The sequence below is a fragment of the Chryseobacterium sp. II3a genome, from assembly GCF_057815135.1.
Genome location: NZ_JBYPZJ010000004.1, coordinates 200,283 through 216,854 on the forward strand (window position 1 = coordinate 200,283; position 16,572 = coordinate 216,854).

16 protein-coding genes, 7 tRNA genes and 1 other RNA gene are annotated in these 16,572 nt (G+C 35.5%); 18 read left to right on the top strand and 6 right to left on the bottom strand.

Annotation, left to right across the window (positions count from 1 at the left end; all coding sequences use genetic code 11):
* Positions 1 to 164 precede the first annotated feature (164 nt).
* The 5 genes from pyk to AC3HD6_RS12180 are packed head-to-tail and all read right to left on the bottom strand — an operon-like array spanning position 165 to position 4,346.
* Complete coding sequence (gene pyk, locus AC3HD6_RS12160) at positions 165 to 1,610, bottom strand: pyruvate kinase (RefSeq protein ID WP_488896574.1); 1,446 nt, start codon at positions 1,608 to 1,610, stop codon at positions 165 to 167.
* On the bottom strand, positions 1,603 to 2,076 hold the full coding sequence (locus AC3HD6_RS12165) for an IPExxxVDY family protein (RefSeq protein WP_068944788.1): 474 nt from the start codon (positions 2,074 to 2,076) through the stop codon (positions 1,603 to 1,605). Before AC3HD6_RS12165 ends, pyk begins: the two co-directional genes overlap by 8 nt.
* A complete protein-coding gene (gene rnc / locus AC3HD6_RS12170) occupies positions 2,054 to 2,818 on the bottom strand; it encodes a ribonuclease III (protein WP_488896575.1) in 765 nt (254 codons plus the stop codon). Before rnc ends, AC3HD6_RS12165 begins: the two co-directional genes overlap by 23 nt.
* 9 nt (positions 2,819 to 2,827) lie before the next feature.
* Complete coding sequence (fabF, locus tag AC3HD6_RS12175; protein ID WP_068944786.1) at positions 2,828 to 4,072, bottom strand: beta-ketoacyl-ACP synthase II; 1,245 nt, start codon at positions 4,070 to 4,072, stop codon at positions 2,828 to 2,830.
* A gap of 34 nt (positions 4,073 to 4,106) precedes the next feature.
* The gene (locus AC3HD6_RS12180) at positions 4,107 to 4,346 is read right to left on the bottom strand and encodes an acyl carrier protein (RefSeq protein WP_002976354.1); all 240 of its coding nucleotides are present in this window, start codon (positions 4,344 to 4,346) and stop codon (positions 4,107 to 4,109) included.
* 391 nt (positions 4,347 to 4,737) lie between these two features.
* On the opposite strand from AC3HD6_RS12180, the gene catB reads away from it, so the two are divergent.
* The 4 genes from catB to AC3HD6_RS12200 all read left to right on the top strand — a co-directional run bounded on the left by catB (position 4,738) and on the right by AC3HD6_RS12200 (position 8,446).
* The gene (gene catB, locus AC3HD6_RS12185; RefSeq protein WP_488896576.1) at positions 4,738 to 5,367 is read left to right on the top strand and encodes a type B chloramphenicol O-acetyltransferase; all 630 of its coding nucleotides are present in this window, start codon (positions 4,738 to 4,740) and stop codon (positions 5,365 to 5,367) included.
* A gap of 156 nt (positions 5,368 to 5,523) precedes the next feature.
* Positions 5,524 to 6,939, top strand: coding sequence for an aldehyde dehydrogenase family protein (locus AC3HD6_RS12190; protein WP_488896577.1), 1,416 nt, complete (start codon positions 5,524 to 5,526; stop codon positions 6,937 to 6,939).
* A gap of 63 nt (positions 6,940 to 7,002) precedes the next feature.
* Complete coding sequence (locus AC3HD6_RS12195; protein WP_488896578.1) at positions 7,003 to 7,794, top strand: helix-turn-helix domain-containing protein; 792 nt, start codon at positions 7,003 to 7,005, stop codon at positions 7,792 to 7,794.
* Positions 7,795 to 7,882: 88 nt separating this feature from the next.
* Positions 7,883 to 8,446, top strand: coding sequence for an NADPH-dependent FMN reductase (locus AC3HD6_RS12200; RefSeq protein ID WP_488896579.1), 564 nt, complete (start codon positions 7,883 to 7,885; stop codon positions 8,444 to 8,446).
* Between the two features lie 52 nt (positions 8,447 to 8,498).
* Here AC3HD6_RS12200 and ssrA read toward each other — a convergent pair.
* Positions 8,499 to 8,900: a transfer-messenger RNA gene (ssrA, locus tag AC3HD6_RS12205) on the bottom strand.
* A gap of 324 nt (positions 8,901 to 9,224) precedes the next feature.
* Here ssrA and rpsU point away from each other — a divergent pair.
* The 14 genes from rpsU (at position 9,225) to AC3HD6_RS12275 (ending at position 16,528) form a co-directional block, all read left to right on the top strand.
* The gene (gene rpsU / locus AC3HD6_RS12210) at positions 9,225 to 9,422 is read left to right on the top strand and encodes a 30S ribosomal protein S21 (RefSeq protein ID WP_045501128.1); all 198 of its coding nucleotides are present in this window, start codon (positions 9,225 to 9,227) and stop codon (positions 9,420 to 9,422) included.
* Between the two features lie 78 nt (positions 9,423 to 9,500).
* A complete protein-coding gene (locus AC3HD6_RS12215) occupies positions 9,501 to 10,388 on the top strand; it encodes a tyrosine-type recombinase/integrase (protein ID WP_488896738.1) in 888 nt (295 codons plus the stop codon).
* Positions 10,385 to 10,675 (top strand): HPF/RaiA family ribosome-associated protein, encoded by a 291-nt coding sequence (locus tag AC3HD6_RS12220; RefSeq protein WP_034693158.1) that lies wholly within the window; start codon positions 10,385 to 10,387, stop codon positions 10,673 to 10,675. The genes AC3HD6_RS12215 and AC3HD6_RS12220 overlap by 4 nt, the downstream gene beginning before the upstream one ends.
* A 109-nt stretch (positions 10,676 to 10,784) precedes the next feature.
* A tRNA-Thr gene (locus tag AC3HD6_RS12225) sits at positions 10,785 to 10,858 on the top strand.
* A gap of 20 nt (positions 10,859 to 10,878) precedes the next feature.
* A tRNA-Tyr gene (locus AC3HD6_RS12230) sits at positions 10,879 to 10,959 on the top strand.
* Between the two features lie 88 nt (positions 10,960 to 11,047).
* A tRNA-Gly gene (locus tag AC3HD6_RS12235) sits at positions 11,048 to 11,120 on the top strand.
* Positions 11,121 to 11,208: 88 nt separating this feature from the next.
* Positions 11,209 to 11,282, top strand: a tRNA-Thr gene (locus AC3HD6_RS12240).
* A gap of 20 nt (positions 11,283 to 11,302) precedes the next feature.
* Positions 11,303 to 11,383, top strand: a tRNA-Tyr gene (locus AC3HD6_RS12245).
* A gap of 87 nt (positions 11,384 to 11,470) precedes the next feature.
* Positions 11,471 to 11,543: transfer RNA gene (locus AC3HD6_RS12250), tRNA-Gly, on the top strand.
* 41 nt (positions 11,544 to 11,584) lie between these two features.
* Positions 11,585 to 11,656 (top strand) — tRNA-Thr (locus AC3HD6_RS12255).
* Between the two features lie 272 nt (positions 11,657 to 11,928).
* Entirely contained in the window at positions 11,929 to 12,609 is a 681-nt protein-coding gene (locus tag AC3HD6_RS12260; protein WP_068944783.1) for a response regulator transcription factor, read from the top strand.
* Positions 12,610 to 13,974 carry a sensor histidine kinase gene (locus AC3HD6_RS12265; RefSeq protein WP_488896580.1) on the top strand — a complete coding sequence of 455 codons (1,365 nt, stop codon included), beginning with the start codon at positions 12,610 to 12,612 and terminating at the stop codon, positions 13,972 to 13,974.
* A gap of 223 nt (positions 13,975 to 14,197) precedes the next feature.
* On the top strand, positions 14,198 to 15,439 hold the full coding sequence (locus AC3HD6_RS12270; RefSeq protein ID WP_488896581.1) for a TolC family protein: 1,242 nt from the start codon (positions 14,198 to 14,200) through the stop codon (positions 15,437 to 15,439).
* A 3-nt stretch (positions 15,440 to 15,442) separates the two neighbouring features.
* Positions 15,443 to 16,528, top strand: coding sequence for an efflux RND transporter periplasmic adaptor subunit (locus AC3HD6_RS12275; RefSeq protein WP_488896582.1), 1,086 nt, complete (start codon positions 15,443 to 15,445; stop codon positions 16,526 to 16,528).
* The last annotated feature ends 44 nt before the right edge of the window (positions 16,529 to 16,572 follow it).

The following is a 16,572-nucleotide window of genomic DNA, read 5'->3' on the forward strand; positions in this document are numbered from 1 at the left end:
TTATTTACATACAACAAATAAAAACTCCCGAAAATCCATTTCCGGGAGTTTTTTGTATGCTTTGACAAAAGTAATTTTGCTTATTGCTTATTGCTTATTGCTTATTGCTTATTGCTTATTGCTTATTGCTTATTGCTTATTGCTTATTGCTTATTGCTTATTGCTTAAACCGTTGTTAATCTCAACGTATTCGTTTTACCACCTTCATACGATGGAGTCGCATTGATGTTGATAACGAAGTCACCTGTTTCGATATACCCGTAATTATGCGTTAACATATTTACCTGGATAATCGTTTCATCTGTAGACTTCTTCATATCATAATAGTAAGCGTGAACACCCCAAAGAAGGTTCAGCATGGTAATTACTCTTCTGTTACCACTGTATACAATGATGTGAGAGTTGGGTCTGTGAGCTGCAAGCTGGAAAGCTGTATATCCTGAGTGAGTCAATGTAACAATCGCAGAAACATTTGTTGTTTTTGCAATTCTTACCGCTGCAAGACACACCCTGTTGGTAATGAATCTCTCATCGATACAGTTATAGTCCTTTTCAATTGGTTCATTCTTATGTTGGTAGAAGTGAGTGGTTTCAATGTTTTTCACAATTTTAGCCATGTTTTCTACCACCTGTACCGGATATCTACCCACAGAAGTTTCTCCTGAAAGCATTACCGCGTCAGCACCATCCAATACAGAGTTGGCAACATCATTTACTTCCGCTCTGGTTGGCGTTAAGCTATTGATCATTGTTTCCATCATCTGAGTAGCGATAATTACAGGCTTAGAGTAAAATCTTGCTTTCTCTACCAGATTTTTCTGGATCGCAGGAACTTCCTCCATTGGAACTTCAACTCCTAGGTCACCACGGGCAACCATTAGTCCGTCACATTCCAATAAGATTTCTTCAATATTTTTAACTCCTTCAGGTTTTTCAATTTTCGCGATAATCGGAGTTTTGAATTTACCGTTTGGATGTTTTGCAATTAATTCTTTCAAGTCGATGATATCCTGAGCATGACGTACGAAAGAAAGAGCAATCCAGTCTACTTCCATATCAAGCATGAAGTTTGCATCCTGAATATCTTTTTCCGTTAATGCAGGAAGAGATACAAGAGTATTAGGAAGGTTAACTCCTTTTTTAGAACTTAGAGGCCCCCCTTGAATGGTTTTAGCCTTTACAGTATCTACTTCATTGGTTTCAGTAACCTCCAATACAAGCTTACCATCGTCGATAAGGATTCTTTCCCCTACTTTTACGTCCTGGGGGAACTGTTGGTAAGTCATATATACCTTAGTAGAATCTCCCTCCATCTTTTCATTAGTGAAAGTAAGAATGTCACCAGGGTTTAGGTAAGATCCTTCTTTTACAACACCTACTCTCAGTTTAGGTCCCTGAAGGTCCCCCAAGATTCCCACTGAATAACCGTACTCACTGTTGAGTTCTCTAATTATTTCAATATTTTTTCGAACTAAGTCGTAATCTGCATGGGAAAAATTTATTCTGAAAATATCAACACCCGCCTTCATCAGATCTAACATTACCTCCTTCGATGACGAAGCAGGCCCTAGTGTTGCGATAATTTTTGTCTTCTTTAAATACTTATTCATAATACTGGATAATTTGATAAAGTTCCTCATCAGAACTCAGTGTATAATCTTGAATCGGAAACACAAGATTTTCAGGGAGCAAAATTACGGAAAAATCAGGAAACTGATCCGAACTATGTAGAATATATTCCACATCTACCTGATTATTTAATAAAAATTTAATGTTTTCTTCTTCTGTAAAGAGCTCGGTTTGAACTTTTTTTTGTTTACTTTCAGAAGATGTATTTGAAATAAAGGTGAAACAGGTCTTGGAAAACTTATGATAAGCCTCAAACCTTGGGAAAAAATAATCATAATAATCTCCGTGAAAGACCAAGTCTTTTTTTCTAGAAAAACTGAGATTGTTAAGTTGATTTATTTTGTAGAAAAACTCATGAGCGGGTATATCTTTTGCTAATCTTACCAATCCTATGGCAATATCTTCAAATTCTATATCATCAAGATCATAAAGTTTTTGAATTTCCAAGTATGTTTTCTTTTTTATTTAAAATATAAAAAGCCCTCTGTGCTGCCTTTTCTTCAGCCTTTTTCTTGGAGGTTTCTGTGGCATTGGCAATCTTTTCATCTCCCAGCCATACATGACAACGGAACATGACTGCCTTATTAGCCTGTATTTCCTCGCAGGTTTCGTACTTTATATTTACCTTCTTCTTCTGGCTCCATTCGAGCAGGAGACCTTTGTAGCTGACAATTTTATTCTCAAGTTTGTTAATTTCAGAAGGCGTCAGTAGTTTTTCCAAAATGATCTTTCTACAAGCTTCATAATGGAAATCCAAATAAACAGCGCCAATCAGGGCTTCAAATAAATTGCCGGTGATATTCTCTCCTAAAGCTGACGAATTATTCTGCTTTTGCAGAAGATCAGTAAGTTTAAGGTCTTCACCTAATTTATTAAGATTTTTCCTATTAACAATCTTAGATTTCATTTGTGTCAGATACCCTTCATTGGCCTGAGGATAGGTCTGGAACAAATGACAAGAAATAATTGTACCCAAAACAGAATCCCCCAAAAATTCAAGCCTCTCGTAATTGCTGTCTTGATTTTTAGAAGAATTTTTTAAAGAAAAAGCCTCGCGGTAAAGAGCAATATTTTGTACCTCTGTACCTAAAACTCTTCTAAGCTCAGTACTGAGGAAATAATCTCTTTCCGTTAATTGTCTTTTTCTTTTTTTGAGAAGGAATTTAGAAAAGTATTTCTGTAACTCCATTCATTGAATTTAGATTTTCTTAAATAGAACGCAAGCATTATGCCCGCCAAATCCAAAAGTATTGCTCATGGCTACTTTTACATCTTTCTTCACGGCAGTATTAAACGTAAAGTTTAGTCTGCTGTCTATCTTTTCATCATCAGTAAAATGGTTGATGGTAGGAGGAACAATACCATGAATAATAGTTCCTAACGCAGCGATAGCCTCAATAACACCGGCAGCTCCTAGAAGGTGGCCTGTCATTGATTTTGTAGAATTGATCTGAATGTCAAAAGCATGCTCGCCTAATAATTTCGAAATTGCATTGGATTCTGCGATATCTCCTAATGGAGTAGAAGTACCATGCATGTTGATATGATCTACTTCATCAGCAGTTAAACCTGCATCTTCCAAACAGTTTTTCATTACCAGATAAGCGCCAAGGCCTTCAGGATGTGGAGCGGTCATATGATATGCATCTGCACTCATACCACCTCCTAATAATTCTGCATAAATTGTAGCACCACGTTTTACAGCGTGCTCGTATTCTTCAAGAACAATACATCCAGCACCTTCGCCTAATACAAATCCATCTCTGTCTTTGTCGAAAGGTCTTGAAGCTGTTGTAGGATCATCGTTTCTTGTAGAAAGTGCCATCATTGCATTAAATCCACCGACACCACTTGCTGTTACGGCTGCTTCAGAGCCTCCGCATACAATTACGTCTGCTTTTCCTAGTTGGATAAGCATCTTGGAATCAATTAAAGCATTTGCTGAAGATGCACAAGCAGATACTGTAGTATAATTAGGTCCGTGGAAACCATATTCAATCGAGATCTGACCAGGGGTCATATCTGCAATCATTTTAGGGATAAAGAAAGGGTTGAATCTAGGAATTTCGGTATTTGCCCATCCTAAAACTTCCGTTTCAAATGTTTCCAGACCTCCGATTCCGGAGCCCCAAATTACACCAACTCTGTTTTTATCTACATTATCTTCAATAATTCCAGAATGTTCTACTGCCTCTCTAGCAGCAACAAGTCCCAATTGAGTGTTTCGGTCCATTTTTTTAGATTCTTTCTTATCGAAATGCTGTAATGGATCGAAGTTTTTCACTTCACAAGCGAACTTGGTTTTAAAGTTTGTGGCATCAAAAAGAGTAATCGGAGCGGCTCCGCTCTCACCTTTCACAAGATTTTCCCAGTATTCTTTTGCATTATTTCCGATTGGCGTTATTGCTCCAAAACCTGTTACAACTACTCTTTTTAATTCCATAAACTTTGTTTAATTTCTTTTTTGTTGAAGAATATTATTTATTTACTACTTCTTCGATGTAAGCGATAGCGTGTCCTACAGTAGTAATTTTTTCAGCTTGATCATCAGGGATTTGAATGTTAAATTCTTTTTCAAATTCCATGATTAATTCAACTGTATCTAGTGAATCTGCTCCTAAATCGTTAGTGAAGCTAGCTTCAGGAGTTACTTCTGTTTCTTCAACGTCAAGCTTATCAGCGATGATAGCTTTTACTCTTGATGCAATGTCTGACATAGTAAATTATTTTTTTAATTGTTAGATGGTGCAAATATATAAAATTCTTGACGATAAAACATTTTTTTACTCTTTTTTGTGGACAGTGGGCTTTCATTTTATATCAGCTAAGTTTAGTCTTTTAGTTTTCAGCTATTTATATTTGATTGTATTATAGGGGTTTAATTTTAAATTTCTGATAGAAGAACTTATTTGCTGGTCAAAATGTTTAAAAAAAGTGATGTTTTGTCTTTTTCAAAGCAAAGATGAATGAAAAGTTGATACTTTTTTACCTATATTTGTGTGTTATGAAATTAACACGTTAGCTTTTTTGAATTAACAAATCAATTTTTTCTTAGAATGGCTTGTAGCTGTTCTCTTTATTTCTATTGTTATATTTAAAAGCTAAAAAATGAAAAATTTCTTTGAAAGTCCTTTTAAAGGCAAAATAATACAAGACCATATTCAGAATCCTAATATTATCGCCGGTAAATATTCCTATTATTCCGGGTATTATCATGGACATTCCTTTGACGATTGCGCCCGTTATCTTCTTCCTGACAGAGATGATGTAGATAAGCTGATTATTGGCTCTTACTGTTCCATAGGAAGTGGGGCTAGTTTTATTATGTGTGGAAATCAAGGGCATCGTTATGATTGGATTTCGAGTTTTCCATTCTATTACATGTCAGAAGTAGAATGTTTTCAAAATAGTAAAGATGCGTTTGAATTAGCAGGGGATACAGTTATTGGAAATGATGTCTGGATTGGTACAGAGGCCATGGTCATGGCTGGAGTCAGAATTGGTGATGGAGCTGTGATAGGAAGCCGTGCATTAGTGACAAAAGATGTGGAGCCTTATACAATTGTAGGAGGGAATCCTGCAAAGCCAATTAGAAAAAGATTTAGTGAACATCACATTGAATTGCTGCTTGAGATGAAATGGTGGGATTGGGATGAAAGTATTCTTGAAAAAGCAATTCCAACACTTTGTTCTGGAGATATTGATTTACTATATGAATTCTACAAGAAGATAGAATAATCCTGAAGACCCTGTTTTAGGGTCTTTATCTTTTTAATAAGTTATTTTCTATACTGATTTGTTTGAGCTTTGTAACAAAGTTGAATTGAGCTTTTTGGCAAAGTTGTGAGCTGGTAATTGTCGGAAATTTGTCTTGTAAAACTAAAACAAGTATATATGAAAAGTATAGACAAAGCCTATATTAATGGCGAATTTACAACATTGATAGGTACCGAAACTTTTGATCTTATTAATCCTTCAAACCATGAGAAAATTGGTGAAGTGATATTAGGAAATGAAGAAGATACAAGAAAGGCAATTGCTGCTGCAAAGAAAGCTTTTAAAACATTTTCAAGAACTTCTATAGAAGAACGTATTACTATTCTTAAGAATTTAAAGAAAGCAGTAATAAATCGGGAAAAAGATCTTATTGATGCTATGGTTTTGGAATATGGAGGAACAAAACAGTTTTGTACAATGAGTTTCCAGAATATGGTGAGTAGCTTTGATAGCATGATAGAGATTTTACATCAGTTTGAATTTAACCGAGTAGCAGGTCATACTCAAGTTCAAATGACCTCTGTAGGTGTTGTGGGAATTATTACCCCATGGAATTCCAGTAATAGTTTTATTTGTAACAAGTTTGCTACTGCAGTAGCTGCCGGGTGTACCGTGGTAGTAAAGCCTAGTGAAATGAGCGCAATGCAAACACAGGTTATGATGGAGTGCTTCCATGATGCAGGGTTACCAACAGGAGTTTTTAATGTGGTGAATGGGTTAGGCAATGTAGTGGGCAGTGAATTGGTAAGAAATCCCGATATTGCTAAAATATCATTTACGGGTTCTACGCAAACAGGGAAAATGATCGCAAAGGGAGCTGTAGATTCTATGAAAAGGGTTACATTGGAGCTGGGCGGAAAGTCGCCGAATATTATTCTCGATGATGCTGATTTGAAGAAGGTAATTCCTCAGGCTGTATTGGGAGCTTATATGAATAGTGGCCAAGCATGTATTGCTCCCACTCGTTTATTGGTTCCTTATTCAAAACTTGAAGAAGTAAATACGATTGCAAAAGAGGCGGTCCAACAGGTAAGAGTAGGATATCCGGAGGATGAAAATACGAATGTGGGGCCAATGGTTTCAGAAAAACAGTATGAGCGTGTGCAAAACTACATCAAGATTGGTGTAGAAGAAGGTGCGGAATTATTGATAGGCGGAGTAGGGAAGCCGGAAGGTCTGGAAAACGGAAACTTCGTTAAGGCAACTATTTTTACCAATGTACATAATGATATGCGGATAGCGCAAGAAGAGATTTTTGGTCCTGTACTTTGTATTATTCCTTATAAGGATGAAGATGAGGCTATTACCATTGCTAATGATACCACTTATGGATTAGCGGCTTATGTTTCATCTTCAGATGAAAAGCGTGCGTTGAATATAGCTTCTCAGATAGAAGCGGGCAGGGTTTGCGTGAATGGTTTTAAACATGATCCGTTGGCTCCTTTTGGAGGTTTTAAACAATCAGGAATAGGGAGAGAGTTTGGTGTTTATGGACTTGAAGAATACCTTGAGCCAAAATCTATTTTAGTATAAACATAATTAAAGTATTATCTTTAACAGTCAGATCATTTTTTGACTCTATTTAAAAGTATTACCATGTCCGAAAATATGGATTATATCAATTACTCATGCTACTTTACGGTTTTTCGTGAAGGAGAGCAGTTTGTGTCTTACAATGCTTTGTCAATGGTGATTTCAGGTGAAATGGAGCTTAATGATGGTGTTCAGAAAAAGATATTTCGAAGTGGGGATGTGTATCTGGTAAGAAAGAATCAGCTTTTGAAATTTTTGAAAAAACCAGGTGAAGAAGCAGGATTTAAATCGTTGTCCATAAGATTTGATGATACTCTTTTGAAACAAATGAGTACTGAAGAAAATTTTGTACTTCAGGAAAAAATGAAAACACCCGCATTTATCAACTTATCAGAAGTTTCATATTTAAAATATTTTATGGAATCCCTGTTGCAATATCAGGATCTTTTAGAAAATAAATCTCCGGGATTGGCTTTGGTGAAACAAAAAGAAGCTTTGTTACTTATGTTTGGATATGATGCTGCATTAAAGAATATATTGTATGATGTTTCAGATCCGTTTAAGATCAATCTTGAAGAGTTTATGTTGAAAAATTATCATTTTAATGTAAAGTTGGATCGATTTGCTTATCTCACTGGAAGAAGTTTAGCGACATTTAAAAGAGACTTTGAAAAAATCTTTGGAATTGCGCCCGGAAAATGGTTGCTTCAAAAAAGATTACAGGAAGCAAAGTATTTATTAGAAAAAGGAAAAAAAGCATCTGATATTTATCTCGATTTGGGATTTGAAGATCTGTCTCATTTTTCTTTTACCTTTAAAAAGCAGTTTGGATTATCACCCAGTATGATATCTTAATACAAGCTCATCAGCGTGACTTATTGAGTAAATATTGTCGCATTATTTTTGCTATAGTCAATAGTATAATCACTTAAATACTATTATTATGAATAAAGTAATCGGACTTATCGCAGGGAGTTTACGCAAAGAATCTTTTTCCAAAAAGATTGCAAATGCGTTGCTTCCCATGGCTTCTAACGGTTTAGAATTTAAAATTATTTCAATTGACAACTTGCCCATATATAATCAGGATTTTGACGATTTTAATGAGGTGCCGGAGTCTTATGTAAAATTCAGGGATGAAATAAAAAAATTAGCTGGAATTATTTTTATTACCCCAGAACATAACAGGTCGGTTCCTGCAGCATTGAAAAATGCAATTGATATTGGTTCAAGGCCGGCAGGTAAAAATGTTTGGGATGGAAAGCCAGGTGCAGTATTTAGTAGTTCGCCGGGAAACCTTTCTGCTTTTGGGGCTAATCATCACCTTAGACAAAGTCTTGTGTTTCTTAATGTCCCGGCAATGCAGCAGCCTGAAGTTTATCTTCCTCATATTGATAAGGTATGGGATGAAAATGGAAATTTAAAGGATGAAGAGGTGAGGCTTTTTCTTCAGAAGGCAGTGGAGGCTTATACTGAATGGTTTAAAATGAATAGCAAGTCATACTAGATGAGCGGCTTAAAAATAAAAAACCACTGAGAAATCAGTGGTTTTTGTATTTATGTGGAGTTGGAGGGATTCGAACCCTCGTCCAAACAAGCAATACATAAGCTTTCTACATGCTTATTCTACCATTGGTTTTCGATTGAAAGCAGAGGATAGACACCCAACTTCCAACTTATCTTCTGAGGTTTTCGAATTTCAGCCGAAGCTTCTGAAACCTTATTTCCGCATTCCTATATCCCAGGATCAAACGCCGCAGAACAGAGCATTTGTGGAATATCTTGCTTCCCTACTGAAATCTTCGGGAAAACGCTTGATCTACTATACTTCGATATTAAGCTGCAAGAGCGAACTCTTCGTTGCCAGTTAAAATTTTGTAGCAAGGGATTATAGAGATCGCGCTACGGTTCTCTGCATGCTTACTTACCCATTGGTCTTGCTGTCGAAACCAGTCAACCCCAAGAATAAAGTGACTGCAAAGATAGTGCTTTTTGTTTATATTTCATTCATATATGTTATTTTTGATCATCACAACTCTAAACTAATAGGTGGATGAAATTAAAAAAATAGTAGAAGATTTTTGTAAATGGAAGGGTTTCAGGGAATCAAATCCATATTATATAAGAATGTATGATGATTGTGGATAAAATTATTTTTCATGACAACGCCTTTTAATACTGTGTTTTTTAGGCTAAAAAGAAATAAAGAATCATTGTTTGTTGTAATATATTTTGTATTTCTAGAAAAAATGTATAGTTTTGCAATCCAAAATGAGATGTAAAATATGTTAATAATTCCAGTTAAAGATGGTGAATCCATCGACAGAGCTTTAAAAAAATACAAAAGAAAATTTGATAAAACAGGTACAGTTCGTCAATTAAGATCTAGACAAGCGTTTATCAAGCCTTCTGTAACTTTGAGACAATCTAAGTTGAAAGCTGCTTACAAGCAAAGAGCACTTAGCAAGGAAGAGCAGGCTTAAGAATTTTTCTTAAACACATATTAATTCACTTCTTAAATTCTTATATTTGAGAAGTGAATTTTTATTTTATATCCCATGATGCTGGAAAAGTTTTTAGAATACTTACAATTCGAAAAAAGGTACTCTCCTCATACCATTACAAGCTACAAAAAAGACCTTGACGACTTTTCCTATTTCTATCTCAGAACAGAATCTTCCGACGATATTTCTAAAGCCAATAAAAAGATCATCAGAAACTTTATTGTTGATCTTAGTGAAAACAATATTTCTAAAAGAAGTATCAATAGAAAATTATCCTCTCTCCGTAGTTTTTATCTTTTCCTCCTAAAGATTGGTGAAATTAAGGTTTCTCCTACCGAAGGGGTATCTTCCCTAAAATTTTATGCAGAGAAGCAAATTCCCATGTCTAAAGAAGAAATGGAAGATCTTAATGACAAAATACTGGAACAGACTCCCGATATCCTGGAAAAATGCATTATGGAAGTCCTTTATCAGACCGGAATGAGAAAAGCAGAGCTTTGTGGCCTGATATTTGAAAATGTTAATATAGACGGAAATGAATTAAAAGTAATAGGGAAGGGGAATAAGCAGAGAGTGATTCCTATTTCTGAAGACTTGTCTGTACTTCTTAAAAATTATTTGGAAATAAGAAAGCCGCAGACTGAATATCAAGTCTATTTTTTTGTCAATAAGAAAGGGAAAAAACTCAACGAAAAATTTGTTTATGTGGTAGTTAATAAGTACCTTAGTCTTGTAACAACGAAAGAAAAAAAAAGTCCTCATATCCTTCGTCATAGCTTTGCTACACACGTGTTGGATAATGGGGCGGAGATCTCCAAAGTAAAAAAAATATTAGGGCATTCCAGTCTTGCCAGTACTCAAGTCTATACGAATGCTAATATTGAACAATTGAAAAAAGTGTTTAATCAAGCTCACCCTCGAGCATCTAAAAAAGAAGAATTATGAAGATTTCAGTTCAATCCATTGGTTTAACTCCACACGAACCACTAGAATCACACATCGACAAAAAAGTAAGCAAGCTAGATACATTCTATGATAAAATTCAAGAGTGTAAAGTATTTCTGAAAGTAGAAAATAATGCTGATAAAGCTAATAAAACAGCTGAGATCATTTTGGCGGTTCCAGGAGATGATATCGTCGTAAAGAAGACATCAGCAAGTTTTGAAGAAAGTTTGGATCTTTGTGTTGATACAGCTAAAAAGCTATTAATCAAGAAAAAAGAAATGGCATAGAAAAAAAAGTTAAAAAAAGTTTATAAAATATTTGAGAATTCAAAAAATCCGTTCTATATTTGCACTCGCAAAAAAGGAACAGCGATCTTTTGAATTCTTTTTTATATTTGCCTCCATAGCTCAGTTGGCCAGAGCACGTGATTTGTAATCTCGGGGTCGTGGGTTCGAATCCCTCTGGAGGCTCAATTTAATATAAAATATCTGGGGAGATTCCAGAGTGGCTAAATGGGACTGACTGTAACTCAGTTGCTTCGGCTTCGTAGGTTCGAATCCTGCTCTCCCCACTTATATTTTTTGAAAAAAAAGTTTGCAAGATTAAAAAATAATTCTTAGTTTTGCACAGCGTTTACCAATGGTTTTGTAAACAAAATCGCGGAAGTAGCTCAGTTGGTAGAGCGTCAGCCTTCCAAGCTGAATGTCGCGGGTTCGACCCCCGTCTTCCGCTCAACAAAATCAATATTTAAATTGATTTTTTTAACACTGAAATGTGTAGAGTAGAGTTTCTCTATCAGTTTCAGACTAATTGTTAAATTGCCTCCATAGCTCAGTTGGCCAGAGCACGTGATTTGTAATCTCGGGGTCGTGGGTTCGAATCCCTCTGGAGGCTCAATTTAATATAAAATATCTGGGGAGATTCCAGAGTGGCTAAATGGGACTGACTGTAACTCAGTTGCTTCGGCTTCGTAGGTTCGAATCCTGCTCTCCCCACATTTTATATTAGAAAAAAAGTTTGCAGAATTAAAAATTAATTCTTAGTTTTGCAAAGCGTTTACCAATAATTTTGGAAACAAAATTGCGGAAGTAGCTCAGTTGGTAGAGCGTCAGCCTTCCAAGCTGAATGTCGCGGGTTCGACCCCCGTCTTCCGCTCAATAAAAATCACGCTATTCAGTGTGATTTTTTTAATTAATGCCGACTTAGCTCAGCGGTAGAGTGCTTCCTTGGTAAGGAAGAGGTCACGGGTTCAAGTCCCGTAGTTGGCTCTCGAATCTCCCGAATTTCTTCGGGAATTTTTTTTGCCCAAATTTTATATTAATATTAGATCGAAAAGAAATTTTGATATTGATTAAACAAAATAGTTATACAACTGTTTAAAAAATTCAAAAAGAACCCTCTTTCTAAAGCTTAAATATTATAAAAGCAGAGGATCAATTTTATGTCGAAAAAAATTACACTTTAGTATTATTCTCAACTTTTACCTGCAATCAGTAATCATCATAAAAATTTTCGTTACATTCGTGTAAAATAATTTTTGATGAATATTCTTTTATTAGAAGACGATCTCATTCTTTCTGCAGAACTTTGCCGGTTTTTAGAGTCCAATCATTTTACCTGTGATAAAATCTATGACGGAGAAACTTTTCTTCGCCAGATTAAAAATAATTCTTACGATCTATACCTGCTTGATATCAATGTTCCCAAAATAAATGGACTGGATGTCTGCCAGACGATTCGTTCTTTTGATAAAAGTACCCCTATCATTATCATCTCTGCTTATGGAGATATTTCAGATAAAAAGGACGCCTTTACCCGATTGGCCGATGATTACCTGGTAAAACCGTTCCAGTTTGAAGAACTTCTTTTAAGGATCAATTCACTGTTGAGAAGAAAAATGCCTTCAGATACTTCTGATCAGGATATTATCAGAGTGGATGACCTTATCATCAATAAAACAGAACAAAAAGTATATCGTGGAGGAAATGAAATAACCCTTACGTTAAAAGAATTCCAATTATTGGTATATTTGGCAGAAGCGCAGGGAAGAACTGTTTCCAAACAACAGATTACCGAACATGTGTGGGAACATAACTTCAATACGAATACCAATACAGTAGAGGTATACATTAATTTCTTAAGAAAAAAGATCGACAAAGATTTTAAAATAAAATTGATCCATACCCGTTCCGGTTTTGGATATTATTTAAGCCCATTATAAATGTCTTTAAAAAGAAAGATAGCTTTAACAATCAGTATCGCCTTTTCATTGCTTTTTGGAATGGTGATGGCCGTGATTTATTTATCTTTCAATGATTTCAGAAGAGATGAGTTTAAAGAAAGATTCAGACAGAGACTGGAATTTACGACTCATTTTATTTCAAAGTCTAAAGATTTTGAGGAAGAAGCCCCTATTTTTTTCAATGAAAACTCAGATAATATTCTTTTGAATGAAAAGATTTTAATTTTCAATGACCAGAAAGAATTAATCTACAGTACCATTAAAGACCGTAATGTTACCTGGGACAGTACAATGCTTAAGGAATTGGACAAAAAGAAGATTATTTATACTGAAAAAACCGTTCCTGAGATATATGCAGCCTTGAGAAACATTAATGGTGAAAACTATTATATTCTTACGAGTGCATTTGACACCAACGGAAAATCAAAGTTAGGATTTCTGAAATATCTTTTGATTACGGCCTATGTAATGAGTACACTTCTTATTGGCTTTTTCAGCTATTACTTTGTGGAAAAGTTTCTTCGTCCCTTGGAAGATCTGAACAAGGAAATTTCAGAAGTAACTGCTCATAAATTAACCACTCAGATTCCGGTGCAGGAATCTAATGATGAAGTAAATGTTCTTGCAAAATCCTTTAATACGATGATTGTGCGGCTTAATGATGTCTTTCAGTCACAGAAAGATTTTACAGCAAGTGCTTCTCACGAAATCAGGACTCCTATTACAAGAATGGCATTTCAATTGGAAAACCTGATTAAATTTGAAGAACATTCTCCTAAGACGTTGTCTTCATTGCAGCAGATTCAGCGAGATATTTACCAGTTGTCGGATTTGACGAATTCACTATTATTGCTTACCAAGTTTGATAAAGAAAATATTCAGAGTATCTATGAAGATGTAAGGATAGATGAGGTGATTTTCGAAGCTTTCGAAGGGGTGGAAAAAAGTTATCCGGAGCTTAAGCTGGATTTTCTCATTGCCGAAGAAACCTCTGAAAATGCTTTTCTTACCATTAGTGGAATCCAGTCATTATTGGTAATTGTTTTTATTAATTTATTTAAAAATGCAGCGGTTTATTCTGACACTACAGAAGTGAAACTACTGATAACCGAAACGAGCAATAATCTGAGTGTTGACGTGATTTCCCATGGTGCCACCATTTCGGAAGAAGAACAGGCGAAGTTATTTGAAGCTTTTACAAGAGGAAATAATGCTCAGAATATTTCAGGTTCCGGTTTAGGATTGAGAATTGTTAAAAGAATTCTTGAATATCATGATGCAGATATTTTTTATTCTTCTCCTGAAGAGAACATGAATCAATTCACCGTGGTTTTTAAAAAATAAATTTTCATAGTTATTAATTATCCTTAAAAGATGTTACCACTTTAGTTAAACTTCGGATTAAATTTTCAAGTAAAAATTCAATCATTGGAGAAAAATTACATGTCCTATAGGGTAACAATCTTATCTCAAATAGCCTGTTTAAGCTGATTTTAATATTTTTTTAAGCCTCATTTAAGTTTCTTTTAAGTACATCCGAGCAATTTTGTAATTTAAAAAGAAAATAATGAACAGAATTGCAGTGCTGTGCCTGGCCGTTTCCTCATTCATGGCGGCACAACAGCAAATGTCTCTTTTGGATTGCGAAGAAGCCTTCCAGAAGAACAATCTTCAGCTGCTCGCCGAACAATACAACATCAATATGGCTGATGCTGATATCCTGCAGGCCAAGATCTGGGAATTGCCACAATTGAGCGGGCAGTTCAATGCTTACAACCCGCAGGGCAAAAAGTTTTTTGATGTAGGACATTCAAAAGGAGCAGGCATTACCCAGTTAATTTATATGGGAGGCAAAAAGAAAAATGAAATTGCCTTTGCAAAATCAAACAAAGAACTGGCCCAGCTTCAGTTTTCCCAACTTCTTGTGGATTTGAGAGCCCAGCTTCGTACCACTTATTTTAATCTTTATTACGAAAAATTAAAGCTTGACAATACAGATAAGCAATTAGGGTATATGAATGACCTGTTGAGTGCCTATCGTGTACAATCGGCGAAGGGAAATGTTTCTCTTAAGGATGCGGTAAGGCTGCAAAGCCTCGTCATCCAGCTGAATCATGACAAGCTTGAGATCAATAAAAATATTCTCGGTTTCGAACAGAATTTGAAAGTTCTTACCGGGATTTCAGAAGATATAGAACCTTTGATGCCTGAATCTGAAGCCAAAGAGGCATTGGTGGCCCAGCCTTTTGGGAATGAAGATGAGTTGAAAGCTAAGGCATTGGAAAATAACGCTGATTATCGATATAATTTGAAATTAGTGGATAACAGTAAGCTTTATGCTCAATGGCAGAAATCAATGAATATACCAGATATTAATGTTGGAGCAGCATGGGATCAAGCCGGAGGAACTTTTAACAATGAAGCGAACCTGACATTAGGGATTCCTTTACCATTATGGAGAGTGAATCAGGGAAATGTGGAAAAAGCCAATTATGCTATTCAGCAGAACCAAAAAAATGCAGACTTTCAGAAACTAACCCTTGAAACCAAAGTACAGGCTGCCTATAAAACCTGGAAAGCACAGTATGATCAGCTCGTAGATATCAAAACAACGGATCTTCAGAACATGGATATGGTGTATAACGGGATGGTGACCAACTTTAGAAAAGGAAATGTAAATCTCATTGAATTTACTGATTTTATGGACAGCTATCGTGAAACTGCACTTCAGATCTATGACATGAAAAACGAGATTATGCAGGCGGCAGAACAACTTAACCAATTAGTACAAACGAAAATCTTCTATTAAACAATGAAAACTTATATTATCCCAATATTGATGATTTTATCATTAATGGCTTGCTCAAAAAAAGAGGAAGAGAAAACAAACCAGGCTAAAAAAGGTTTTGAACTCAGTAATACCATGTTGAATTCTATCTCTCTGGCAAAAGTTGAACAAAAGAATATAGAAGATGAATACAGCTTTTACGGAAAAATTTCTGCAGATAAAAACAGTTATATAGACGTTTACCCATTGGTAGGTGGAAATGTAATGAGTGTAAATGTAGAACTTGGAGATTATGTAAGAAAAGGGCAGGTATTGGCTACTATCAGAAGTACGGAGCTTGCAGAAATTCAAAAAGACGTAAGTGATGCTAAAACTGACCTTGTAGTAGCAAAAAACAACGTTAGGGTTGCGAAAGAACTTTATGAAGGAAAACTGAATACAGAAAGAGATGTATTGGAAGCGAAAAGCCAGCTTCAGAAGGCCGTAGACCAGTTACAGAGAGCTACCGCAGTAAGTACTGTTTATAATGTGAAATCAGGAAATATATACAGTGTAGTAGCACCTATTAATGGATATATTGTTCAGAAAAGTATTAATAAAGATATGCAGCTCAGAAGCGACCGAAGTGAGAATATTTTTGATGTAGCGAATACAACCAATGTGTGGGCTATCATGAATGTAAATGAATCGGATATCGAAAAGATCAGTCTTGGAATGAAAGCTCAGGTATCTACTCTCTCTTATCCGGACAAAGTTTTTGATGGAAAAATTGATAAAATATTTAAAATCATTGATCCGCAAACCAATGCTATGCAGGCAAGGGTAGTTTTGGATAATGCCAATGGGCTTTTGATTCCAGATAGTAAAGCGACAATAAAAGTTTCCAGCCTGGAAAGCAATACCATGCTGACTGTTCCTTCCAAAGCAGTAATTTTTGATGATAACAAAAGTTTTGTGGTTGTTTTTAAATCCAGAACTGATGTGAAAGTAAGAGAAGTGAAAGTACAGAAACAAGTAGGGGATGTTACTTACATTGCAGATGGTCTTAAAGAAGGAGAAGAAGTAATTACCAATAACCAGCTTTTAATATACCGTTCCCTGAACAGTTAAAAATTGAAGTGATTTAAAATAATTCTTTCAACGGCTTTTTTAGG